The 23,917-nt window shown below is 60.8% G+C and carries 19 protein-coding genes; 10 read left to right on the top strand and 9 right to left on the bottom strand.

Features of this window, described 5'->3' with window-relative positions; translation table 11 throughout:
* Window positions 1-347 precede the first annotated feature (347 nt).
* From AC2ETI_RS31045 to AC2ETI_RS31035, 3 genes are all read right to left on the bottom strand, one after another.
* Window positions 348-479 (bottom strand): hypothetical protein, encoded by a 132-nt coding sequence (locus tag AC2ETI_RS31045; protein ID WP_256066028.1) that lies wholly within the window; start codon window positions 477-479, stop codon window positions 348-350.
* A gap of 184 nt (window positions 480-663) precedes the next feature.
* Entirely contained in the window at window positions 664-1,422 is a 759-nt protein-coding gene (locus AC2ETI_RS31040) for a hypothetical protein (protein WP_483634889.1), read from the bottom strand.
* A gap of 567 nt (window positions 1,423-1,989) precedes the next feature.
* A complete protein-coding gene (locus AC2ETI_RS31035) occupies window positions 1,990-2,451 on the bottom strand; it encodes a hypothetical protein (protein ID WP_483634888.1) in 462 nt (153 codons plus the stop codon).
* A gap of 502 nt (window positions 2,452-2,953) precedes the next feature.
* On the opposite strand from AC2ETI_RS31035, the gene AC2ETI_RS31030 reads away from it, so the two are divergent.
* A complete protein-coding gene (locus AC2ETI_RS31030; RefSeq protein ID WP_483634887.1) occupies window positions 2,954-3,196 on the top strand; it encodes a hypothetical protein in 243 nt (80 codons plus the stop codon).
* 820 nt (window positions 3,197-4,016) lie between these two features.
* Here AC2ETI_RS31030 and AC2ETI_RS31025 read toward each other — a convergent pair.
* A complete protein-coding gene (locus tag AC2ETI_RS31025; protein WP_162267918.1) occupies window positions 4,017-5,852 on the bottom strand; it encodes a cutinase family protein in 1,836 nt (611 codons plus the stop codon).
* Between the two features lie 929 nt (window positions 5,853-6,781).
* Here AC2ETI_RS31025 and AC2ETI_RS31020 point away from each other — a divergent pair.
* The 6 genes from AC2ETI_RS31020 to AC2ETI_RS30995 all read left to right on the top strand — a co-directional run bounded on the left by AC2ETI_RS31020 (window position 6,782) and on the right by AC2ETI_RS30995 (window position 12,222).
* Complete coding sequence (locus tag AC2ETI_RS31020; protein ID WP_483634886.1) at window positions 6,782-7,141, top strand: hypothetical protein; 360 nt, start codon at window positions 6,782-6,784, stop codon at window positions 7,139-7,141.
* 301 nt (window positions 7,142-7,442) lie between these two features.
* Entirely contained in the window at window positions 7,443-8,102 is a 660-nt protein-coding gene (locus tag AC2ETI_RS31015) for a hypothetical protein (protein WP_483634885.1), read from the top strand.
* 300 nt (window positions 8,103-8,402) lie between these two features.
* Window positions 8,403-9,005, top strand: a complete 603-nt coding sequence (locus AC2ETI_RS31010; RefSeq protein WP_483634912.1) for a helix-turn-helix transcriptional regulator — start codon at window positions 8,403-8,405, stop codon at window positions 9,003-9,005.
* Window positions 9,002-10,204, top strand: a complete 1,203-nt coding sequence (locus tag AC2ETI_RS31005) for a sensor histidine kinase (RefSeq protein WP_483634884.1) — start codon at window positions 9,002-9,004, stop codon at window positions 10,202-10,204. Before AC2ETI_RS31010 ends, AC2ETI_RS31005 begins: the two co-directional genes overlap by 4 nt.
* Window positions 10,201-11,352, top strand: a complete 1,152-nt coding sequence (locus AC2ETI_RS31000; protein WP_483634883.1) for a hypothetical protein — start codon at window positions 10,201-10,203, stop codon at window positions 11,350-11,352. Before AC2ETI_RS31005 ends, AC2ETI_RS31000 begins: the two co-directional genes overlap by 4 nt.
* 174 nt (window positions 11,353-11,526) lie before the next feature.
* Window positions 11,527-12,222 carry an IS6 family transposase gene (locus AC2ETI_RS30995; protein ID WP_054781879.1) on the top strand — a complete coding sequence of 232 codons (696 nt, stop codon included), beginning with the start codon at window positions 11,527-11,529 and terminating at the stop codon, window positions 12,220-12,222.
* Window positions 12,223-12,289: 67 nt separating this feature from the next.
* Here the strand turns inward: AC2ETI_RS30995 and AC2ETI_RS30990 are convergent, their stop codons facing one another.
* Both AC2ETI_RS30990 and AC2ETI_RS30985 read right to left on the bottom strand, forming a co-directional pair.
* A complete protein-coding gene (locus AC2ETI_RS30990) occupies window positions 12,290-12,442 on the bottom strand; it encodes a hypothetical protein (RefSeq protein ID WP_472796479.1) in 153 nt (50 codons plus the stop codon).
* Window positions 12,443-13,037: 595 nt separating this feature from the next.
* Window positions 13,038-13,298 (bottom strand): DUF4190 domain-containing protein, encoded by a 261-nt coding sequence (locus AC2ETI_RS30985; RefSeq protein WP_159419754.1) that lies wholly within the window; start codon window positions 13,296-13,298, stop codon window positions 13,038-13,040.
* A 1,136-nt stretch (window positions 13,299-14,434) separates the two neighbouring features.
* On the opposite strand from AC2ETI_RS30985, the gene AC2ETI_RS30980 reads away from it, so the two are divergent.
* Window positions 14,435-15,721 (top strand): low temperature requirement protein A, encoded by a 1,287-nt coding sequence (locus AC2ETI_RS30980; RefSeq protein ID WP_261779123.1) that lies wholly within the window; start codon window positions 14,435-14,437, stop codon window positions 15,719-15,721.
* 710 nt (window positions 15,722-16,431) lie between these two features.
* On the opposite strand, the gene AC2ETI_RS30975 is transcribed toward AC2ETI_RS30980, so the two are convergent.
* Entirely contained in the window at window positions 16,432-17,490 is a 1,059-nt protein-coding gene (locus AC2ETI_RS30975) for a LysR family transcriptional regulator (RefSeq protein ID WP_222671164.1), read from the bottom strand.
* 1,035 nt (window positions 17,491-18,525) lie between these two features.
* On the opposite strand from AC2ETI_RS30975, the gene AC2ETI_RS30970 reads away from it, so the two are divergent.
* Both AC2ETI_RS30970 and AC2ETI_RS30965 read left to right on the top strand, forming a co-directional pair.
* A complete protein-coding gene (locus tag AC2ETI_RS30970; RefSeq protein WP_483634882.1) occupies window positions 18,526-19,419 on the top strand; it encodes a helix-turn-helix domain-containing protein in 894 nt (297 codons plus the stop codon).
* 858 nt (window positions 19,420-20,277) lie between these two features.
* Entirely contained in the window at window positions 20,278-21,093 is an 816-nt protein-coding gene (locus AC2ETI_RS30965) for a polysaccharide deacetylase family protein (RefSeq protein ID WP_222671165.1), read from the top strand.
* Window positions 21,094-21,319: 226 nt separating this feature from the next.
* On the opposite strand, the gene AC2ETI_RS30960 is transcribed toward AC2ETI_RS30965, so the two are convergent.
* Together AC2ETI_RS30960 and AC2ETI_RS30955 are read right to left on the bottom strand one after the other, a co-directional pair.
* Window positions 21,320-21,733, bottom strand: coding sequence for a helix-turn-helix domain-containing protein (locus tag AC2ETI_RS30960; RefSeq protein ID WP_483634881.1), 414 nt, complete (start codon window positions 21,731-21,733; stop codon window positions 21,320-21,322).
* 318 nt (window positions 21,734-22,051) lie between these two features.
* The gene (locus AC2ETI_RS30955) at window positions 22,052-22,930 is read right to left on the bottom strand and encodes a LysR family transcriptional regulator (protein WP_483634880.1); all 879 of its coding nucleotides are present in this window, start codon (window positions 22,928-22,930) and stop codon (window positions 22,052-22,054) included.
* Between the last annotated feature and the right edge of the window lie 987 nt (window positions 22,931-23,917).

Below are 23,917 nucleotides of genomic sequence, written 5' to 3'. Positions count from 1 at the left end.
ACGCGGCACAGGCTGTGCTCGCGACTGGCAGCGCCGGGCGGAGGACGAGTTCGTCGTGATGCCGGCCACGCGTCACCAAGATGAAACAACGGGCGCGGTGCACATCCAACCCGCAAAGAGAACCCGCCGACAAGGAGGTGACCCTACAGACGGGTCCGGCGCGCAAGAACCGAGACGGAAGCCAGCACGCCGAAGGGGCCCCAACAACGCTCACCACGACCACTGGTCAAGTCCACCGCATTCTGCAGTGGCCCGAGTCCACCCTCACCGCCACATCAGCCGACTCTGGCGGCGGTAAGTTCCCGAACCCCGGCTACATCCTCCTCCACCTCAACCCGAGGCAGCGCTCAGCTGAGCGAATTCAGGGCGGTGATGAAAGAGACTGCGGTGATGCCGAGCTTGAGCAGTTCACTGACCTTCCCGAGATTGAGATCCTCAAGCGATTCGGTGCTCAGCGATGCGGTATCGAACGATCCCATGAAAACTCCTCAGTACATTGTTGATTGAAGATGGTTACTATCAGCGAAGCGAGAAGGGTGGAGCCAGGTACTACCTGACTCCACCTCTCCTTGACATGGGGATTCTCGGTGGCAAGCCTGACACGCCGGCACCAGTTCATACCGCCGCCGTGCCTGTGGGAATGCCGCCCCTGGTCTGTCGCGTCTAGCTGCCGAAGATGTTGCCCAGGTTGCCGAGCGAGCCGGTACCGGTCTCGGCGTCCTTCTTGGCGAAGTTGGTGGTGCAACCGTTGAACGTCACCGCGTCGACGAGGGTGGAGGTTGCGGCCGAGCCTCGACCGATACTCACGCCGTAGTGATCGACGACAGCATTCGGCTGCGCTTCGGCGATGGCGTCGAGGCTCACGCGGGCGAAGTCCTTTGCGCCGTCGATGTTCTGGGTGCTCCACCACTGCCCGTCCTGCAGGTCGGCGTGCACGGCGCCGTCGGTGGTGTCCGGTGCGGTGACGCCCGGAACCCACACGAGGGTGGTGAAACCGGTGGACTCGGTGAACTTGCCGCCGGTGGTTCCGCTCAGCCGCAGCTGGAACGAGGCCTTCGCCGTCTCCGCGCGCTCGGCGAAACTGATGTCGGTGTCGAGGATGTCGGAGAGCTTCACACCGCCCGCCGAGTGATACGACACGGAGCGGTCTTCGACGCCCTCGACCGCGAGCTCGAGGGAGCCGTCCTCGTCGAGAACGTTCTCGGCCGAGTACGAAGCGGTCTGATCCTTCTCGTCGTCGAACGGGATACCCCAACCGTTGGCGGTGGTTTCGGTGGAGGTCGCATCGCACGTGAAGCCAGGCTCCGTCTCATCCGAGCCGAGCGAACCCGTGGGCAGGGCGCCGGCGAAAGCGGGGGCGATCAGGGCTGCGGAGCTGACGAGTGCGGCGACGATTCCGGCGCGGCGAGCAGTGGTGGACATACGAGTTGAACCTCTCGATAAGGAATGCAAAGATCAGCAAAAAACTAGCACAGACTGTCCGGTTTGTGAATGTTTAACTATCGCGTGACTGCAATTCGCAGACAACTGGAAACCGTTGCTCGGTAACGTGTTTCAGTTTTCAGGCCACAATTCCAATCTCATAGAATGAGATAGCGCGTCTATTCACGCGCTAGCCAGGTTCTGCGTTCGCCGAAGCCGACCCGCCGCGATCGCCCCGACTCCAGCCTCTCCCAGGTGCAGGAATCGTCGTCCGAGACACGATCCGAACGAAAAGGGGCTCCACCGGAAAAGGAGTGAAACTTCGCCGGTGGAGCCCCCGCGCGCTGAGAACCATGACAGAAGCCAGCACACCGAACAGGGCCGTCGACGCTCATGCGTGAGACCGACAAGCCCCGGCGCCATCCTCTCGGGGTTGGGTCGAGAACACGGCGACGCCATCAACCCTACGACTAGAAACAGGCTACGACCTTCCGAACACACACTGCCCGCCGACAATCGCTGTCCGTTTCCGCACGCCGCAGTTCCGTTTCACACGGCAAGTTGGGGTCAGGACGACCCGAAGAGATTTCCGAGGGAACCGCCCGGTCCTCCCTCTCCCCCCGTTGTCGCGGTAATGGTGAACGTGTCCGCCTGCACCATCGAGTTCACCCATTCGGAGTTTTCGTTCTCCGTCGTCGTGCATCCGGCGTAGAAGACATACGTGCCCGCGGCAAGGTCATCGACGGTGTACGTCTTGGTGTCACCGGGCAACACGGGATCAGGGTGGGTGTCCCAGTTCGAGGTGCCGATATCGAAACCGGCGGGGAAAACAGTTGTTGGTGCAAGGTCGGCGGTCAGCACAGTCAGGCCGCAGTGCGAATTGATCGTGTTGGTGTTGGTGACAGTAGCGCTGAACGTGTCACCGGCGATGCTTGTCTGGACGGTCGGGGTCTGGGGGATGACCACGTCGGCCGACGCGACTGCAGCTCCGGCAACTGTCGTCGCGGCGATCGCTGCAGTTGTTGTCATGAACCTTCGAAGATGCATAGTTTGTCCCTTTTCTCTGCAGATCGGTGACGGCCGAACCGGCGTCAGTGGGGGCTGCCGAAGCCACTCTGGCGGGGTCGTCTGATGGGTCGTCCACTTGACTGCTCGACCGTAATACGCACGTCAGAGCTTGCCGAGACCCCAAAAATGGGGGCGAACGATACGGGTGTGCGGTGAAAGTCCGTCTGTTCGAACTCCACACCGGTAACTGCATGGTTGTCCACGCGCGATGCTCGTATCTGCCCAACCACGCTCGCCTGAAAATCTCGACCCAGCGTTCTGGAGCACTGCCACCGCCCAACCAATAGCCTGTGGATAACTGATCCCCGGTGATGCGATGCTAAAGTCCGTTTGATCAAAGATTGCACTGTCTTCATCAGGTCGGGACCGAATGGAGTCTCACGTCCCATGCCTGAAATCAAACTTGCTCCGGTACGTCGTGGAGACGGTACGACTGCTGCCAGGCCGAGGTGAGGCAGCAGTGGTGAGTAGATTTCGCCGTGACGCCGCCATCCTCGCCGTGTACCTCGCGCAATTCGAGAACACCGAATCGAACTGCACGGACCCTCACACTGCCGCTACAGCCCTCACGCCCGAGGAACATCACCAGCGTCGACGCGACTACGCGAACAGCCTCGCCTGGGCGACCGCGAAGCAGGTCAACGATGAAGACATCGCGGCGCTCACCCAGATGCGGCAACGCTACGGTTTCCCACCGCAATCGTGAACGTCGGCGGCCCGACGCGCCGGCACAGACTCGTCGCCGAGAAATAACGAAAGGAACCCGATCGATGAGCGAAAGCTACTTCCGAACCCAATGCCGAGAATGCGACCTCCTCGTCTACGAAGGACCCTGGATCCCACCACGAGAGCGTCACATCCTGCACGAGCACCATCGCGCACTCTGTGCAAGTGCGCCGCCTACCGCCCCGACACCGACGCCTCCCACCGCGGTGAACACCACCAGGCCCGCCCCGTTGTTCCTCCTGCCCACTGCGCATCGGGAGCCCAGACCGCGAACACGCTCATCGCCTGCGGAAAATGGGCGGCTACATCGAGTGCAGTAACGCGGAGAGGACCATTGCCGATCGGAACCGGGACATACCAGCCTGTCGATCGAAGCCAGGCCTTCACGCCCGCTAAACGCGGGCGACATGTCGCTCGGCAGGGGTTCCCATACGAGGTAAGAACAGATGACCGCCGCGCACCGATCGCATCACTCCACGGGCATCTCTGGCACCGTCGGCGCGCCTGACACACCTCAGAAATCGGGGAACCTTTGTGCAGTAGCGGGTTTCGCAGTTATGTTTCCTGTGGGCGCCCGTCGACCGGCTGGTCACTCGACGGGAGGCGGGACGCCCGCCTCCCGGACCTGTCCCACATGCACCTCCCGCTTCGCCGGGCGGTGGGCGCTGCCATGGATCGCTCTCGCGTCTGAGTGACCCGCCAGCGCGATTCCGGGGGTGGGATGCGTCAGACGGAGACGACTGTTGTCCCGGTACCTTTTGCAGCACCGGGACAACGATCGCTGACACGAAGGTTGTTCGTCAGCTCCCGAAGATACTGCCAGAGCTGCCGACGCTTCCCGTCCCGGAGCCGCTGGGAACGTGCACCGTCGAGCCGTCGACGACATACCCTAAGGGTCCATCGGTAGCCGGCGTATCAGTGACGAGGATCGGTAGTCGGTACACGCTGCCGTCGTCGCCGCGCAGTTCCAGATGATGCTCACCGGCAGGAACATTCGGAACGACGAAGTCGAGGATCGCCACGCCGTCGTCGTTGACCTCGAACGTGCCGACCTCGACCGGATCGGAGAACAGCGTTCCGACGAACTTGCCCACCTTCGTCACCTGTCCCACAGCGCCGCGAATGGCGACGAACCCGGCCCACAGGTGTGTACCGGACTGCACGACAACCTGATCGGCACTGAGCCCGCCGTGTGAACGTGCCACCGCGGTGTGCCCCAAAGAGTTGAACAGTATTTGACCACTGCAGTCGGTGCCGTACTGCCAGGCGTTGCTCACTGCCGGGCATTGCATCGACAATGCCGAGTACAGGGTGTGGGTCATGGTCTGCGATCCGAATTTCGACGCAATCGCTTCGTGAACGGCCAAAGAACTGGTATCACACACCAGATCACCGATCATGCAGATCGAGGACACAAGTCCGGCGTGAGCATCCTTGAATTTCAGTGCATCCGGGTCAGCGATCGACGCCGAGACCGAGGCACCGGAGCCGTTCGTCGAGCCCAGCTTGTTCCATCCCCCGACGTTTTCGGCGCGGTTGGGTTGATGAGAGGGATCGCCGATGACGACGATCTTCTTCACCTGCGTGAACAGCGACGTCTCGCCGCTGCGGTGGGCGTTGCCCATCGTCTTGTTGATCACGTCGGCGCCCTGGGAATAGCCGGCGAGCACCACGGACGCCTGATGGCAGTGCGAGGCGATCAGCCGCAGTTCCTTGGCGAGGTTGTCGGCACCGACCGCGACGGATCGTTGGTACCGGTCGATGTAGGAGAGGTCGAGGAGATTGACCGGGATCGCGGGATAGCGGATCGCCCGGGCCTGCATCGATGCGATATCTGGGGTGCCGGATTCGCCCTGATGGTGCAGTTCGTTGAAGACGGCTTTCACCGGTTCCCCCATCCCCGTGGTGCGGGCGTTGGGGCCGGAATCTTTGGTGTAGACAGGATCGAAAGTGGAGGACTCGTACTGTTCGAGCGTCTTGTCCTGGTCTTCGCCGGAGCCGCGGACGCCGACGAAGTACACGTCATCGCATTCGGCGGGGTTGGTCGTTTCCACTGCCGCGGAGATGGCTGCGGCGAGCTCGTCGGTATTGGTGGCGGTGAAGTACTGCCCGCCGGTGGCATTGGCGATGCAGCTCAGCTCGCTCTCGGCATTGGTCGGGGCGTTGAACCCGACGGCATGGACGCGGAAGTCGACACCGAGATCGTTCTTGATCTCTTGGGCAACGGCACAGGGGTTTCCGCAACTGCTCTGTCCGTCGCTGATCAACACGATGGTGCGGTCCCCGCTGGCCGGCAGGTCACGCGCTGCTGCCCGCAGGGCGTCCGGTGTGGGGGTACCGCCGTCGGCGGAGAGTTGCGTTGTCGCGGCATTGAGTTGGTCTTTGTTGTCGGTGGCGACAGGAACCAACAACCGGCCACCGTCGCCGCAGCTGCCGCTGAAACTACGCAGCCCGGCCGCCTGGCCGGGAGCGAGCGCGTCGATCCCGGCGCGCAGCGCCTCTTTCGCTTGCGTCAGTGGGGATCCCGACATCGAGCCCGAGGTGTCGACCACGAACAACACACTCGACTGCCGTAATTCTTGTGCCTGCGCTGCCGGTACCGAGATCGTGGCCATCGCCACCAACAAGCTCAGCACAGCAATCACAGTATTTCTTCGCCGCCCGGGCCCGAATCTGGTGCGCCCGGGAGCGGGCCGCTGGTGCAGTCGCGTCGTCATGTGTTCTCGTCGTCCCTTCACTGCCGTCGATGCACCTGCGCAGTGAGGTGCGGGGTCAAGTCATATGCGCTGTTTCGCCGCAGAGCGGACTTGTCGAATGTTTCGGTACGGTCGGGCGTAGCGGTGTGCCGGTTCCGGAGTGTTTTCGTACCTCGTTAGTGTCACCTAATCAGATGTATCTCAGTCGACAGCCCACCCCTCGCGCATGCCCCCAATTCTGTGGTCTCCCCATACACGCCCCCGTGCGATATCTTCCGGCGTACACGACGATGCGGACGCCTCCCGAAGGGGCGTCCCTGGAAGCTGTCCCCCGCTCGTATCACCGAATGTGTATGCGCCGTAGTCGCTGTCAGCATCCGTCGACCACACACTCATCGCTGGCGCCGCGAAGGGTCAGCGGCCGAGCGACGAGGCATCTGTTGCCCGATCTCGTGCATGGGAGCAACTGGGTTCGTCCTATGTCGGATGAAAGTCTCGACGCGCGCCGAGTCGCGCGCTCGACTGCTCGATGGCGGGCGTCTTCGTGTCGTGGTTGTCGGGGCCTTAAACGGGGAAATTACTGGTACACACTGTGACGAACTTGTGTTTGCGCGATGTGCACTCGAGGCCAGTCCGAACAGTGCGTGCGCTGGGACTGACGAAACCACTCGGCGTGCACGTGCACCCACCGTCTCATCTCTCGGGAGGACCGCATGAAATATCATCGCCGGGTAGGAATTTCCCCTCTGCCGTCGTCGGCGTCACGCGACGTTCCTCTCTCACGCGCACGGTCGACCCGACGAGTCGCTCTCTGCCGAAGAGTAGAGATCGTCGTTCTGGCGATCCTTGTAACTGCGGTCGTCACAAGCATGTCCCGCGCTTCGGCGGCACCCGTCGACACTGTGCTACCCATCCCGGTCGCCGGCCTCGCCACCGGCCCTACCGGGCTCGGCGGACCTCTAGTCGGCCAACATGTCACGGCCACCACCGACACCGAACGCCCCGGAATCACCGAATTCCGTGGTACCGAAGGCATCTGTGCGTGCATGGTCCACTGGCGCAACTTGACTACCGGTGTAACCGGCACCTCGAACTTGTGGTTCGGGTTACCCGCTACCGGGGGAACAGCGATCACCGGTTCCGGTGTCCTGGTTGCCACCGTCACCACCAGCGGCGCCGGAAGCCCGATCACCGTTCTCCCCGGCGCCGGACTGTGGATCGTTCCCTGACCGACTACTGCGCCCTCAATCCTCATTCTTTGAAAGCGCGCCGAGCACGTGTCACGATTGCACGGCCGCCGTGCCAACATGCGCTCGGCCTGTCACCGTCGGAGGCAGGTGCGAGAACCTTACGGTCGTTTACATTCGGTGACAATGCCGGTCAGAGACGCATGCACGTGCTGTGCCCCCAATTCTGCTGTCTCGCGGCCGACTTCTACCCGTTCTACGGTCGAACGATGACTTGCGAACGCCGAGCCGCCCCAGGTTTTCGGCATCGCTGTACTGTCCACAACGGGATGAGGACCATCGCATGAACGCCACCGACATCAGACCGTATCTCGTCGTCCGGGCCATCGGAGCTGTTCCGATTCTGATTGTCGGCGTCAAAGGCATCACCGGTTTCTACAACGACGACATCGCGTGGATGCTCTTGCTGACCGCCCTCGGCCTCACGGTGTGGTTTGTCTCGGATCGGATGCGCAAGAAGAACACCACCTGGGACAGCCTGCGCGCATTCGCCGACCGGCATACCGGTGGATCCGAAAGCCCTGCCGCCGAGGCTGTCTCGGGGTACGGCCGATTCGCGCTCGATCATGCATTGCTGTTCTCGGCGCCCGTCCGCAGCCCCCTGATCCGGGAGCATCTCCTTCACACACTGCAGCCTGGTCCTGGGCCCTCGGCCCAACACTTCGGCCTGTACCTGATCGAGAACACCGACCGGCGGATCAGTGTGCGGTTCGGCTCGGTCGCAGCGCCCGACTTGTTCACTGCAGTCATCTCCCTTCAAGACAATGCCTCAAGTGCAAGTGGGCGCCTCGACTTCGTCTCCGCGCACTCGCAGAACGGCGTCCTGGTCGCCGGCGAAACGATCGAGCGCCTCCGCGGCGACATCGCCGACGCCGTTCGATCGCTCGCACCGAACGCCTACCTCGCCGACACGCCCGTCGCCGGCGCGATCATCGGGATGTGACCGAGGAGAAGGAGACATCATCACCGGCACCCACTGTCGTGCCTGAATCCATTCCCGTCTCGACCTGCCCATCCGCGATCGTGGTGGACCAGATGCCTGACATATCAGCGAATGGTCCCGCGCTGTGCACTGCGCCTGAGAACACCCGCAAACCGACTTCCCGTTCCGAACTCCCTGCTATGTTCTGTCGATCCTGTTCACACGCGCAGCGGAGTTCACCACGTGACCGATACCCCCTCCTACTCCCCCACCGACACGGTTCACCGCATCGGTGTCGTCGAGGACCATGAGGCGGTCGTCATGGGCCTCGAGGCGATGCTCGCCCCGTGCCCGTCCCTGTCCGTGTGCGCCTCAGCACCCACCGTCTCCGCACTACTCGCCCAGGAGGCCGCGTTGGATCTGGCGATCCTCGACCTACGCCTTGCAGACGGATCGTCCCCGAAAACCAACGTCGACGAGCTCCGCGCCGCAGGCTTGGAAACCCTGATCTTCACCGGCGCCGAGAACCCGTACCTCGTGCGTTTGGCGGCCAAGGCGGGGGTTCTCGGTGTGGTGCGCAAATCCGAGACCGCCGATGTCGTCGTGGCAGCGATCATCGCCGCGGCCGCGGGCGAACCTGTCGTGACCACGGAGTGGGCCGCTGCCGTCGATGGTGACCCCCATTTAGCCGAGGTCGATCTCAGCCCGCGCCAGCGTGATGTGCTCGCCCTCTACGCCTCCGGGGAAAAGGCCGACCGCGTGGCTCGCCTGACCGGATTGACCACCCACACCGTCAACGACTACCTCGGCCGTATCCGCGCCAAATACGCCGACGCCGGACGCCCCGCGAACACCAAAACCGACCTCTACAAACGCGCCGTCGAAGACGGGTGGCTTCCGGTCCCCGAACGCGGACTGCGATGACCAGCCCGGCCGTGCTGTCCCCCGCGACGGGGGTCGGCCAGGAGAACACCGATCGCATCCTACGCATGTTCGCCCGCTTCACCAGCGTCGGCTACCTCGCCTACCTCGCACTGCTGTACCCCTCGATTATTACGACGACGCCGCACATGCATCGATGGTGGACACCTCTCGCTGTGCTGACCGTATTCGGATCCGGCATGCTGCCCGGCCTGCTCTCCTTCCGCCGCAGCACCGCAGCGATGCGCTCGGCGGCCGCCGTGGCCGCACTGGTCTTCCTCGCGGCCGCGTTCACCTGGCCCCTGGCATGGACCGGGGCCCAACTGCCGGGCGATGACGGCGTGTGGCTGGCAGCCTTCCCCGGCCTGGCCAGCCTCGCCGGCGTCATCGCCTGGCCGACGAGCGTTGCCTTTATCCATCTCGTGATCGGCTGTACCACAGTGCAAATGATCAACCTCGTCGCCAGAGTAAACGCATCCGCGCCGATGCTGATCCCGGACATCACCTTCGCGATCATGTTCTGCACACTGTTCGTCGGCGGAGCCGCGATGGCACTACGCACCGGTCGGCTACTCGACGCCACCACCAACGCCACGCACGCCGCGGCCGCAAGTGCCGCCGCCCAACGGGCCCGCGCCGTCGAACGTGAACGCTTCGACGCCCTCATCCACGACGGAGTGATCGCCACCCTCCTGACCGCCTCCCGGCCTGTGCACCGACACAATGTCCGTGCCCTCGCCTCAACGACCTTGCGTGAACTCGACGAACTGCACACCGTCAGCGATCCCGATCAGTCCATCGGCCTCGACGAGACCCTCGCCCAACTACGCACCGCTACAGTCGATATCGACCCCAACGCCTCGTTCGTCGTAACCGGCACCGAGACTGCAGAAACCTTGCGGATTCCCGTGAGCATCGTCCGGTCCATGAGCGGTGCGCTCTCCGAAGCACTGCGCAACAGTCACCTCCACGCCGGACCACGGGCCACCCGAACAGTCACCGCCGCCTTACAGGCCGACAGCATCGCCATCACCATCGCCGACGACGGCGTCGGATTCGACCACGCCTCGATCCCCCCACACCGCCTGGGCATCGCCGTCAGCATCCTCGGACGAATGCGACCCATCGCCGGTGGATCAGCGCGGGTGGACTCGCGGCCCGGACGCGGCACCACCGTGCACATCGAATGGACGGCGCCATGACCGACGACCGCACCGCATCGAGCGCGAACCATCACACCTCCGACACCCGCGATGTCCGCGAACTCCTCGGGCTGCGCACCACCGCGGCCACTGTAGTCGTCGGCGCGTTCATCGCGACGTTCCTTCTCCTCGCGCTCACCACAGCCCCCACAGCAAAGTCGTTGTGGGCCGAAACATCAGCTTGGATTGTGGTCAGTGCCGCCGCGGTCACCCTCATCCGGACCGCCGGTGATCCTCTGCCGTATCGGACAACTCTTGCGCTGATGCTGGCGGGACCGATCAGCCTCAATCTGGTGTTCGCGGTCGTACCGATCCCGATCGACGGTCTATTACAACTCTGGCCTCTCTCCGCCGCGACCGCGATCTACACCTATATGTGTGTCCGCGGACGGACTTGGTGGGCATGGCTCGGGATGACCGCCACCTTGGCGAGTTGCGCCTGGTGGGCGCAACGAACCGGACAAAGCGCCGGCTACGGCATCGGAATCTCCGCCATCAACCTCGCCCCACTGTTGATGGCGACGTTCTTCGCCTGGACCATCCGTCCCGCCGCCCGCGACATCTTCGCACTGCGCGAACAAACCATCATCCGCGTCGCCGCCGAAGCCGCCGACACCGCAATCCTCGACGAACGCGACCAACAACTGCGACGACTCGACAACTTGGCCCGCCCCCTCCTCCAACACCTCGCCACAGACGAGGACATCACCGACGAGCAACAACTGGCGTGCACCCTCCTCGAAGCGCACCTACGCGACACCCTCCGAGCCCCCATTCTCGACACCGCCGCCATCGCCGCCGCAGCCAGGGCAGCACGTGCACGGGGAGTCGACGTCATCCTGCTCGACGACCACGGCATGGACCAGACCGCAGACCCCGTCCGCGAACAGATCATCACTGCAGTCCTCACAGCGCTCACCGAAGCCGCCGACGGCACACTCACCGTCAGAGTGTCTCCCCCACAACGCGATACCCTGCTGACCATCCTGCACCGACGCAGCGACGACACCACCCGCAGCGAATACGGGCAGGACGGACTCGCCCTCCTTGCCCCCGACACGCTCATCGATCTGGCCACCGCGTCGCTCCTCTCGAATCGGGCAGAGGGGACCACTCGAGGAGGCGACGACGCGCTGGACGAGCCGTGATCGGATTCGGACTACCGCTGGTTGAGTCTGTCGAGGAGCTCGTTGAAGGAAGCCTCGAAGGTCGACAAGCTGCTCTTGCAGTAGTTCGCGGAACCCGTTGACATCGAACTCATCCCACGGCACTGTCACGTTGTTGAACGCGGCGAACTGGGAGAATGATGCGTGATCACTCCAATGTTGTCGTACAAAGGCCACCGCTACCCGGTCGATATCATCAACCACTGCGTGTGGTTGTACTTCCGGTTCCCGCTCAGCTTCCGTGAAGTCGAGGAACTCATGCTCGAACGCGGTGTCGTGGTCAGTTACGAGACGATCCGCCGGTGGTGTGCCAAGTTCGGGCAGGCATACGCAAACGAGCTGCGCCGCCGACGGGCCCGGCCCGGTGACAGGTGGCACTTCGACGAGGTGTTCATCCGTATCAACGGCGTCCAGCATTACCTGTGGCGGGCGGTCGATCAGCACGGCAACGTGCTCGATGTGCTGGTTCAGCCGCGCCGAAACGCTTTGGCGGCCAAGAAGTTCTTCCGCCGACTGCTCAAAGGATTGGAGTATGTGCCGCGAGTGATCGTTACAGACAAGCTGACTAGCTACAGCGTCGCGCACCGCGAGATGCTGGCCTCGGTCGAGCATCGCCGATCGAAGTACTTGAACAACCGGGTAGAGAACTCGCACCAACCGACCCGACAGCGAGAACGGGCAATGAAACGGTTCACATCGCCCGGGCACGCGCAACGATTCCTGTCCGCGTTCAGTGGCATCTCACCGCATTTCCGGCCAGGCCGACACCGGCTCTCGTCGCTCGAATGGCATACCGAGATGGCCGGCCGCTTCGCGGTCTGGCAGGAAGTCACCGCGACTGCCGCCGCCTGAAAGTGAACGGCCTGGCGGTATCTCGTAGCAGACTGTCCCGAACTAGATGTGCCGCTATACTTTTCGATTAACGTGACAGTGCCCGAGTGAGAGCGTTGCTCACTGCTGATTTTTGATGGCTGATGTGTGCGTCCGTTTCGACGGATCCGACGCCGAAACGGCGCACCACCCAGCGCGCCTCGCCCTGCAACCCGTCCTCGCCGCCGTGTACCGCGAGCACGTAGGAAACTCAAGCCCAGATCAAAGAGGGTCCTCCGTGGCGCGAGTTGCACCGTTCAACAATCCCGTCAAGCGAACTCCGTGGCCTCGACCCCCGGCTGCTTGAGCGAAGTCGCCAGTCCCTTCCGGCCGCAGCGCGACAGTACATCAGAAACTGACTGGACCTAGATAGATGACACGATCAGGTGAACCGGCACGAGGTCGATCGGCGAGGCGGTGAAATCCATGCTCAGATCCCATCACTGATGAAGATAGGTTCTCCGTCGATGTTCTCGATACGGATCTTGTTGCCGTGCCGACAGACTGACGACCTCCTCCCGGCACGAACATCATCTGAAGTGCCGGATCGCGAAGCCGATGAGGTCGGTGGGCACTTCGCCCAACATCGAGAATCTATTGACGCTCTATTTCGACTGGTGGAGGCTTGGGGTGCCGCAGACCAAACCAAGCGTCTTGAGCAACCCTGGCGGTGTGCATCGACAGTGACATCGCAGTAACCAGGTCGCGGGCATTGGAATCCTCAAAAATGGTCACTCCGAGTCCGCTTCCGACCTGCCTCTCATGCATTCATGTTGCTGCAGGCCATATTTGACTGCTCAGTTGCCCCAGAACACGGCTAGGCCAATGACACCAAGTATGCCCCAAACGAGCGAGACCCAACCGATGATCACGCCAGCCTTCGCGATCCCCGCTCCACCTTCCCCTGACGCTGCGATCTGGCGCTGAGCCTTTTTGCCGGCCACGATCCCACCGATCGAGAGGATGAACACGAAGGTGACGAACGACAGGATTGAGGCCACAAGACTGACGATGGCCAACGTGTTGGTTTTTGCGGGGGCGAGGTTGGGGTTACTCATTTTCATCACTCTCGGTTAAGGGACGTGGTGCAGGTTGCACACGGTTCAACTGCAGGCCATAGGCATTCGTACGCTGCCGCACAGTCGCTAGCTGGCGGGCATATGATCTTTTATCACAATTTAGCTAGACGCTCAGGAATCCAGACTATTTAGCGCAGTAAGCTCAGGGCAGTAGGCCTCATTACAGTAGCTTAAAAATTGGCTCATTCACCATCTGCGCTCGTGCTATCCGGCACGAACAGGACTAGCAATCGCCCATCCCTTGGTGTACGCCCCTTGGTTTGAACTATCAGGGCTGCAAAGAAATATTACTGGAACCTGTTGGGGCGATACGGGTCTGGCTGTCGCCAGTCGTTACGATTGCGCGCCGACCCGACAGGCCGAACACTCTCTAGCAGCGGCCACTCTCGCACCCGTTGACGCAGGTAGGTCTATCGGAGGCAGCCGGGGCAACATCGAAATATTACACACTTACTGCATCCAAACGTACGGCCGCAGCAGCAACGACTGGTGCCTCCCTAAAGGCGGTTCGCGCCCATACCAGTCACAAATCTTATGAGTAGTTTTACAAATGCTTTTTGTTTTTTCGCGCGTTCCTCCTCGACGAGAGAGGGTTTTATCCGTCGACGAGAAACTTAGATTCTGCCATCGTGGACAGGCCATCGTATTGCCAATCGACGACACATCCTTCGCTCCGTAGTAGGCGATAGGGCTGCGGTACACTACCTCTCGCCTCCGTCCGGAATTCCTCAGCCCAACAAGCAGTCAGCACTTACGCTCGATCAGGCCCACCGAAATCACTGTGAGCCAAGGGATCGTGACTAGGTGGAAAGCCCGTTTTCCAATGTAAGTTCGTCACGGCAGTCTTCATTGAAGCGAGCAAGTAGAAGATTGACAATGAGGCCGTGGATGTCAACCCTCAGTTGCAAAACCTTGTCTACCAGCTCACACGCCATATGCGCGAGGCAAGGGCTACCGGGGGCGTTGGGATACATTTCCGTACCGAAACGAGATGGTCCCAGCAAACTGGATGCGGGTGAGGTCAACAGGAGGCTCGCTCAACAATCGACATCAATACCGATGCCTACGCATCGGCAGTCGCCCAACAACGGCATCGGATGAAGGAATGGATGGCAATGAACGCTAGTGACTACGGCAATCAGCAGGAACGGGGCCCGCGTTCTCAACTTCTCCCGATGACGGGGCGCGATCCGAATGAACGAGGGCGTGCTGCGTCCCCGTTGGAGCTGCTCTTCGACTTGACCTTCGTGGTGGCTGTAGGTACTGCCGCATCACAATTCGCCGAGATGCTCGCCGAGGGGCACGTGGCGTCGGCAACCTTCGCATTCGTCCTGGCGATGTTCGCAATCTGTCTGGCTTGGCTCAGTTTCAGTTGGTTCGGCTCCGCCTTCGATACCGACGACTGGCTCTACCGCACCCTGACCATGATCCAGATGGTCGGCGTAGTGGTGTTCGCACTGGGGCTCCCGCCGATGTTCCACTCCGTCGAAGAGGGTGGACACCTCGAGATGCGGCTCATGGTCATCGGCTATGTGGTGATGCGATTGGCGATGGTGCTCCAATGGTGGCGCGCCGCTCGCTCTTCACCTGAATACAGCGCTACCGCGTGGGCGACCATTCGATGGACGGTGTTGGCTCAAATCGCTTGGGTGATAGTCGCCTTCAGTGGTTTGCCGAATACGGTTGTCGTCCCCGCATTTGTTGCGATCGGCGCCCTTGAACTTCTCGTTCCTGTCTTGGCCCAGGGTTCCGCGGGCCGGACACCGTGGCATCCGCATCATTTGGCCGAAAGGTACGCCTTGTTCGCGATCATTACATTGGGCGAAGGAGTCGTCGGGACTGTGGCATCGTCGTCGGGTCTGCTCGGTGGGGCAGATGGTATGTCCTGGACTCTGAATACGGTTGCCGTCGTCGTCGCGGGAGTGGGCCTCACCTTCGGCCTGTGGTGGGTGTACTTCACCACCCCCTTCGGTGACATGCTCGAGCATCGCAGGGAGCGCGGCTATCTATTCGGATATGGGCACATTCTCCTGTTCATCGGCACGGCAGGCGCCGGCGCGGGATTGCATGTTGCGGGTCTGTACCTCGAGCATCACAGTTCGCTGAGCGAAACTGCAGTGGTGCTCTCATTGGCGGCACCGGTCGCGCTCTTCTTGGCGGTTTTCTATCTGCTTCACACTCTGCTGATGTCCTCCGCCGACAAATTCCACCTGTCGCTGATCGCAGCTACCGCGGCGATCCTCGTTCTGGCAGTCACGCTCGCCGCGCTGGGTATGCCATTCGCCATTTGTCTCATGTTGGTGATGCTGGCACCGTTCGTCACCGTTATCGGCTACGAGACAGCCGGGCGACGACATCAAGCAGAAATGCTCGCCGCGCTCCAAATCTCAGACGATATGTAAACGCTCTGGCCGACAAATTGCTGGCTTGCTGAGGTGGGGGGTTCGCTTATCGAGAGCGATTTCGCCTACAGGCGGCCGAAGTTTCCGTCGAACCCACTTGTACGTCTGAGTCGAGATGTCGGTGCCGATCTTGCGTCTCGGGGCGTTCCTGGCAGTCGGGTTCGGAACAGGTTGAGTTGGCCTGACGCTCGGCACCGATGTTGCCGCTTCTCCGGGCCGCTCTCCGAACCCGGCGTGCCTATTACCGAGCACCGGGCTCTCCGTTGTCACTGCCGTTTGGCTCTCTCAGGCAGGCGCCCAAGGTCCGGGAATCGTGGTGCCTCGGTAGCGGTACCAGGGTTATCGCCGGTGTCCGCGACATAGTGATCAACATTGATTGGCCCACGGCCCATGCGGACCATTTACGATCGTCCGACCATGTCCGACGATGCACTAAGCCACCCGATCACTCGTCGTCAGAGGAAGCCCCTCAGCAGTCTCGGCAAATGACTTTCCCGCACTTGCGCCGCATTGTCCGGGGACTCGAAACCGACCACCCTGCGGATCCTGGTCACCTCACATCGACACTGCGGCAGCGCCGGCCAGGTTATTGACCGGCTCCGCTCGTAGTTGAGTTGCACACCGCAGGACTTTGGCCATTGCGCCGGGACGTCGGTGCAGACATACGAATGGCCTGGTGGAGCGTCCTGTTCGGCATGCTGGTACCCGCTTTATGCGCAGTAGACGCTCACATCAGCGTCGTGCGATTCCTCGCTGCGGCCAACTTCTGATCGAGAGTCTATTTCGCAGCGGCCGCCTGGCATAACGTGGGCAGGAGAGGAAGGTTCGTGCAGCGACGATTGTTCGCGGCCACGGACATCGATGTGGCGCTCGGTGAACGCGGTGATCGCCTGGTTATCCGTGACGAGGGTGTCACGGATACGGGATGTGGTGTGGCGCAGCCACACTGCCTGTATCGCCGCCAGGTGCGTGCCAGCTAGAGGGATGACAGTCGTCGCGCCCCTGTGATAGGTCCCGGATCCGGCTGTGACAAAGGTATAGCAGTCGGTTCCGATCACGATTGCTGAATGCTCGACACCGCGGAAGTTGCTGATCGTTGTGGTGGGCTCGAATCCTGCGCCGCGACAGATCGAGAGTAGAAACTCGGAATAGGTCGAGCTTCCGGAGGATTCACCGAGCATCAGGGTTTCGGCGGCCAACTCACTAAGGGCGATGCTAGGTCGATGTGCCAGTCGGTGAGAAGACGAGACGGCGATCCGCAGCGGTGTGAAGGACATCATGGCGGTATCGACATCGTCAGTGTGGGTGGTGTCGCGCTGGAGGCCGATGCCGACGGTGCCCGAACGAAGGGCCTCGATGATTTCGTCACCCAAGTACTGACGTGTGGTGATAGCGGCGTTCGGATAGTGCTTCCGCAGACGAGAAATCATGTCGAAGATTTCGTCTGGCGTAATCGCAGACGTGTACCCGATCGCCAGCTCTTCATCGGTGTCGCGGGCTGCGGCGCGGGTGGCCCGCACGAGCGACTTGCTCGCATCAACGAGTGGCCTCGCTCCGGCAAGCAGTCTGGCCCCGGCCGGGGTGAGCGCAATACCGCGGCCGGTACGTTTGAGGAGGGTGACCTTCAGTTCGCGCTCGAGCACTTTGATAGTGCTGCTGACCGCCTGCTGGGTCAGATGAAGATCGGCAGCTGCACGTGTGATGTTCAAGTGCTCCGCGACAGCGACGAACTGTGCCAGCCGGTGAGGGTCGAGAACGTACTCGTTCACGCCATCCTCCGACACTTCACACGACACAGAGCGACGCCGAAATATCGTCGCGCCCACACTGGCCGCCTATCGATGACGGAAACATCTAGATTCCCAACACTATTGGAATATGCTTCGAAGTCAACTGTGCGTGCTTGTTTAGTGCGTATCTCATCCATAGTTGTGCTTCCTACGTGTTCCATCCGCAGTGGCGATGCAAGTCTGCACGCGTTTCAAGCTGCGAGAGCGCGATACTTTCGAGTCTGGGTATGACTGTTCTGTCCGGTTGCCTCGTGGTCCTGGTGCCGCGTCCGCTTGCCGTGAATTTCATATCCCGAATGCATCGCCCTGATGATGCGAGAGTTCTCTGCTGTCGATCCACCCTCACGGACATAGCCTCTCGACGGATAATTTTACGGCACAGCACATTTCGCGTTCTCGGAGGAGATGTGGAAATAGGTCTCGAATCACCCTGAGGACCCGTATGCCGTCCAGGTGAGCTGTGGACTTCAGCCCAGCATGGGTTCAATCGTCATGTATGCCAATCTGCCGGCGGATTTGTTGCATCACGAAGTCACGCAGCGTTTTACATTCGGACTTCGCTACCTGCACTCGACGGAACGGCGCGCGGAGGGACTACGTAGGTGATCACCACTTTGATATCAGCGAACTCCCCTGAGTGTCTGCTGTTCGCCGTCGGCCGAGTTCCAGAAGGGTCGAACACTCAACAACGAAGTAGGTGTTCATGGCTGCGGTGTCTGCGTGAAGGTTGGCGCGGCGAAGCGTCTGATGACGCACTCCAGCAGTCTGGTTCGACCTAGAGGGGAACTTGGGCCAAGTCAGGGATCAATTCGTTCGCCTGTCCCGGCGTGCGCAACATCGTCGTCAGACATACGGCGGTCCCTTCCCACGTTTTTCGTTTCCAAGGTTCAACGTGTCCGTGCCGAACCTTTGCCTAGGTTTATCCCTGGCCGCGGTTCCCACAAGAGGAAGGTTTATTCCCAGGGAAGAATTTATCCCAGGTAGCTGGGGGGCCGCTCTGTAATACTTGCGACCATGGATGCAAGCAACGAACTGGGGAACTTCCTGCGGGCCCGGCGCGCTGAACTCAACCCGGCTATGGTCGGAATGCCCGTGACGGACAGCGTACGGCGGGTCCCTGGACTGAGACGGGAGGAAGTTGCAAAGCTCGCGGCGATCAGCACCGACTACTACGCTCGGTTGGAACAGGGGAGGCTCCCTGCATCGGGGAACGTACTCGCCGCGTTATCTCAAGCCCTTCGGCTGGATGAGGATCAACACGCGTACATGCACGGGCTCGCGGGTCGCCCAGCGACGCGCTCCAAACGGCAAGATATTCAGCGTGTTCGACCGTCGATGCAGCGTCTGATTGACGAGTTCACCGAGAGTCCAGTGCTACTTCTGGGTCGCTATCTGGATGTACTGGCATGGAATTCGCAAGCCTCCGCGGTGTTCGCAGACTTCTCCACCATTCCGCGTTCGCAACGAAATTACGTTCGCTTGGCGTTTCTCGATCCAGAGGTTCGCGGTTTGTTTGCAGACTGGAAAGCCACCGCTCGTCTATGCGTGTCTTTCCTCCGCATGGATGCGGGAAAGAACCCGAATGATCCGCGACTTGCCGAAATTGTCGGTGAGCTATCGGTTCACGACCCAGATTTTCGCCGATGGTGGGCATCGCATGACGTTGTTCGCCAGACCTGCGGAATCAAGGTCTTAAATCATCCGGTCGCTGGGGAGTTGACGTTGGAATGGGAGACCCTTGGATGCGTATCCGATCCCGATCAGGAGCTGATCGTCTTGACTGGCGTTAAAGGCACCCGCACACATGCTGCCCTGAAGATGCTTGCTGCACGGAGCGAGGACGGGACCAACGAACTCATGGCGGGGAAGGCCGGAGCGCGCGCAAACAATGCTGCGGCGGTGTTCTGATCGATGTCCCTTGTGCGCCTTTGCCTTGTGGCCGCGCGACGTGCTCCATGATCCGGGCATTGCACCAACAGGCAGCATCGTGTCGCGCGCATCGCCCAGTCGTGAACGGCCACGTCGCGGAGATCGCCGATGCCTTTAGCGATCAGGTCAACAGACCTTCGCATTTGCGGAAAATCGCCCTTACCGCGGGACTCCCCGAGCACCGTTTCGGCATGGCAGCGTCCCATTTGGCTGAAGTGTGTGCTTCACACACCTGCTGTCTTGCACGCCACCTACGACCATTCGCGAGAAACACGCGCATTCGTGGCGTTCCATCGAAATAGCTCCACTGAGCAGAATCAACGCGCCGAAACGTGACAACAACTATATTTTGTCAAACCACACCGTTCCTTTGTCAGCCTTCGTGTGCGGATTCATCCCATTTTGAACGTCAACTGACTTCGATCACGAATTACATTCTTGGCCAATACTTTTCATGCGCCCCGCTCGAACCGGATCCTTGCATCCCAACGCAGTCGAACTGCCCTCCACCCCATGACCAAGATAGAGAGATCGGAGTACCGTCGCGGTAGAGGTGCCTTCAGACAGCGAGGGCATCCAACTGGCCCCGTCGGTCCCCTTTCTTGTGTGGCCGTCGGGGCCGCCAAATACGTTCAGCCTGCACAATTGCGAGCAATCTCAGTGTTATGCGGCGGCCAGAGACGCCCGCCCAAGGATGCTCTCGGATGTCACTCGTTGGCCTGAAACGAGCGACTGAAATCCAGCCCCAAATGCACGTATCCGCTTCGCACCTTCATCCTCGTCGGACGACGTGTGGAGTGGGATTGCTTCGGTCGTTGTCAGCTAAAGTTCCACAGTGTGGACAGACGAAGTTTCTTGGCGATACTCGCCGCAGGCACATCTGTGACCCTGGCCGGATGCTCGAGAGCGTATGGCGGGGGTGCGGTCGCACTCGACGAATCGGCCACACCCACTTCCCCGCCGGTGGCACCCGCTGACGCGTCGCCCGCCTTGGTGGGGCCACCCCCGTCGGCCTCGCGTGTTCCTGTGCCGTCAGGCGCTCTCACAGCAATTCCAGGACAGGGCAACAACATCGCACTGACCGTAGATGACGGCGCCAACGCCGATGTCGTCGGCGCCTACATACAGTTTGCCAAGGACACCGGCGCTCGGTTCACCTTTTTCGTCACCGGAGTGTACGACGGGTGGACCGTCCACAAGGCTGCGCTACGCCCGCTGGTCGAGAGTGGTCAGATTCAACTGGCCAACCACACCTGGGACCATCCAGATCTCACTGCACTGTCGCCGTCGGCGGTCGCTTCCCAGTTCGATCGAACAAAAACCTTCTTGAGCAACACCTTCGGTGTAGACGGCACCCCGTTCTACCGTCCCCCATTCGGGTACCACAATGCATCCGTTGACATGGTCGCTGCCGATCACGGCTACACCGTCCCGACACTTTGGTACGGATCGTTATCCGATTCAGGGCTGATCACCGAGCAGTATCTACTCGAGTGTGCCCACAAGTACTTCACCGCTCAATCGATCATTATCGGACATGCCAATCACCCTCCGGTGACACATGTGTACGGCCAACTCGTCGACATAATTCGGGAACGCAATCTTGCGATGGTCACCCTCAACGACGTGTTCACAACTTCAACGGCCCGCTGATCCCTCGTTCCGTAGGTGATGGAAAGACTCACGATTCGGAGGGTGGGTGTCACGGCCGTCGTCGGTGCGGTCGCACCATCATCTCAACAGATGCTCTTGTCCGGCCTTCCACCGAAGAATTGGGTATCTACTCTGATGCGACGACTTCTCGTGATCCTGTGAGCAACAAATCTGCGCCCGACAGTCAAGGGGAAAGCCCACAACGGGCCCCACTACACGCCGGCAACTAGCGACGATCTGCGAGACGAAGTCGACTGGACATGTCGACCAACAGCTCTACGGAACTGGGTGCCAGGCCCAATGTCATTGAAAGTAGACGGTGGAGGCGACGATCTAACAGCTTCTCGAGGACGACAGCATCCGCGACGTCGATTTGTTTCGACGAGGGACGATCTTCGTCGATGTTCGCGTCGTAGAAGTAGTCCGGCGAAACTCTGAAAAAGTTGGCCAACGCGTTCACTACCAGGAGGGACGGATTTTCGCGTACACCGGTTCGAAGTTGGGATAGGTAGGGCGTCGACACCGAACATCCACTTTCCAGCATCCCTCGGGCGACCTCGAGATTGGTCACCTTTACTTCAGCTTGCTCGAAAAGTTTGTTGAGCCGATTCGCGAACGTCTCCATTGCAGGTTCGCTCACAACGGAGCCCCGTTGCAACTCCCCCGGTCTGTCGACCCCACGATAACGACGACAGACTGCGACGAAGGGGCGTCGGCCCGACCTCGACTTGCGCCGGCGGGTAACTCTCGCCTGATGCGGGTCCGAGAATCCGTGACCGCGTCCTCTACCGTCGTTTCGGGTGCCGACATGTGATCCTCCAGTGCTTCCAATCTTCGTTCACGATGGATGGGATTTAGATCGCCCAGAAACGCCATGCGTCAGCATGGAACTCGTCATTCTCATCTCTCACACAGACGCAGCGGTCGTTCCTGGCGACCGGGTGTACCTCTCACTGAATTACCTCTCTCTGGTCGCGTTGACCAGGAGGATCTGCCGTAACCGAGATCTTCTGTGCTGCATCCATATTGCTTGCAATGGCACACGAGGTGCACCCGCAACTTCCAACACGGTGGCTTCATCGTGGTGATAGAGACCGGGCTCCGCGGTGACGAAAGCGAAACCTGTAGTGCCGACCACTGCCGTAGTCGTGGGCATTCCTTGGACACGACTGACGAGGACGGAAGGTTCGAAACCCTCTCGGCGACAAGCTGTAATCAGAAAGTCCGAGTAGAAAGAGGCTCCAGGCGGGTTCGCGAGGATTAGGGCGCTGCCGGCTAGATCCTCTAGTTCGATTGTGCGCTCGACTGCAAGTGGGTGTTGAGTGGAAACCGCAACCCGAAGAGGGCTATACCCGATGATCGATCCTGTGAAGCCTTCCGGGACTGCGACACCTCTTCGCAGCGCAATGTCGGTCTGACCTTCGCGGAGCGCTAGAATCAGCTCGTGGGCTAGCAGCTGACGAACTGTAACTGAGGCCAGCGGAATCTCTCGGCACACGGGTTCGACGAGTTCGATCACCTCATCCACCGACACCGTCGAAGTGTGTGCGATGAGCAGTTGCTCGTCGCGATCAGGTTCCACATCGCGCACAGCTCTGACGAGCGCGCTGCTCTCATCCAGTAGGAGTTGGGCTCCATCACGGAGCGTACGGCCAGCGTCAGTCAATTCGATTCGACGGCCGATTCGTTTGAGCAACGCCACTCCTAGATCGCGTTCGATTGTTTTGATCGTGCTACTGACTGCCTGCTGAGTCAGCTCGAGCTCAGCGGCCGCATGTGTGATATTGAGATGTTTCGCAACAGCGACGAACTGGCGCAGGCGGTGCGGATCGAGCATAGTCAGCTCCACCCCTGCTTCGCGTCCCTATTCTCGAAGCTCGGGCCCACTCTTTTGCCGCAGAACTGGAACTCCACGCCGTCCACCGTTTTGGACTCGCCTCCTTGGTTCATACCATTTGAGCCTTCCTTCGATCAGGGATCAGCACGCTCGCGTCGTCGTCTGGAGACGCAATCTGATGGGCGAACCAGTCCTCGTCAGTCGTTCGGAGACGGAGAGTTAGTTGCTGTTGCCAGTGGGGCAGTTACGTTGCCCGCCGATACGTCCAGTACCTGACCGGACACGTTGTCGCTGTCAATTCGTTGACGACCCGGCGACGGTGTCGTCCAATGTCCTTGGCGCCAAAGTTCGGCTACCGCTCGATGCTGTTTCGCGGGGGCTGCCTACGGGTCGCCCGCCTCGTCTACCTTGCACGCCCGTCATCGCTTCAGGCGGTGCGTGCACTACGGAGAAACTGATTCTGCCGCTTAGCGAATGATCATCACGGCCTGAAGGTAGATCGAGTCGCAGCAAGAGCGATATCTGCAAGAGAAATCGAGCATGGGGTCAATTCTCCGATGCCGGTCGGCGCAGGTACTCCTGCGGGCGAGAAGATCGACGGCGGTCGATGTATCACAGCGATGCTTTCGACAACTCCGGTTGGCATCCCATGCCAGCTCTTTGCGAACATGCCTGTGCCCCAACTATTTGCTGTCTGCGCAAGTTGCAGCCTTGCGATTGTGGTCATCCGGAACACGCAATTGAGCAGCCAGCGCGTGAGGTGAAGTGGATGATCATTCCGCCTCCAGAGGGTGCCCGTCGAGTTTCCCTGCACGACCGAAATTTGACCGGCCGCCGCAAAAGTCCGCCTCTCGAACAGGGTAATGCATTGTTTACCAGTGTGATTCGGGCTTGGTTTTAGCCGGCGCCGTGGTTGGGGTTCGTGCAGACCGTGCCCTCACACGGCACCGACTGACTACCACCGGCCGGGTCGGTCATGACTCCCCC

The organism is Rhodococcus sp. MurmanLake-1, from assembly GCF_056945715.1.
Note: the sequence above shows the minus strand (reverse complement) of the source record. Positions and strands in the feature narration are given on the sequence as shown.

Coding starts and splice junctions, on each gene's coding strand:
- AC2ETI_RS31035 (WP_483634888.1), bottom strand. CDS start 2,451: ATGACAACAACTGCAGCGATCGCCGCGACGACAGTTGCCGGAGCTGCA.
- AC2ETI_RS31015 (WP_483634885.1), top strand. CDS start 7,443: ATGAACGCCACCGACATCAGACCGTATCTCGTCGTCCGGGCCATCGGA.
- AC2ETI_RS30985 (WP_159419754.1), bottom strand. CDS start 13,298: ATGAGTAACCCCAACCTCGCCCCCGCAAAAACCAACACGTTGGCCATC.
- AC2ETI_RS30995 (WP_054781879.1), top strand. CDS start 11,527: ATGTTGTCGTACAAAGGCCACCGCTACCCGGTCGATATCATCAACCAC.
- AC2ETI_RS31000 (WP_483634883.1), top strand. CDS start 10,201: ATGACCGACGACCGCACCGCATCGAGCGCGAACCATCACACCTCCGAC.
- AC2ETI_RS31010 (WP_483634912.1), top strand. CDS start 8,403: ATGGGCCTCGAGGCGATGCTCGCCCCGTGCCCGTCCCTGTCCGTGTGC.
- AC2ETI_RS31020 (WP_483634886.1), top strand. CDS start 6,782: ATGTCCCGCGCTTCGGCGGCACCCGTCGACACTGTGCTACCCATCCCG.
- AC2ETI_RS30970 (WP_483634882.1), top strand. CDS start 18,526: ATGGATGCAAGCAACGAACTGGGGAACTTCCTGCGGGCCCGGCGCGCT.
- AC2ETI_RS30980 (WP_261779123.1), top strand. CDS start 14,435: ATGAACGCTAGTGACTACGGCAATCAGCAGGAACGGGGCCCGCGTTCT.
- AC2ETI_RS30955 (WP_483634880.1), bottom strand. CDS start 22,930: ATGCTCGATCCGCACCGCCTGCGCCAGTTCGTCGCTGTTGCGAAACAT.
- AC2ETI_RS31005 (WP_483634884.1), top strand. CDS start 9,002: ATGACCAGCCCGGCCGTGCTGTCCCCCGCGACGGGGGTCGGCCAGGAG.
- AC2ETI_RS31040 (WP_483634889.1), bottom strand. CDS start 1,422: ATGTCCACCACTGCTCGCCGCGCCGGAATCGTCGCCGCACTCGTCAGC.
- AC2ETI_RS31045 (WP_256066028.1), bottom strand. CDS start 479: ATGGGATCGTTCGATACCGCATCGCTGAGCACCGAATCGCTTGAGGAT.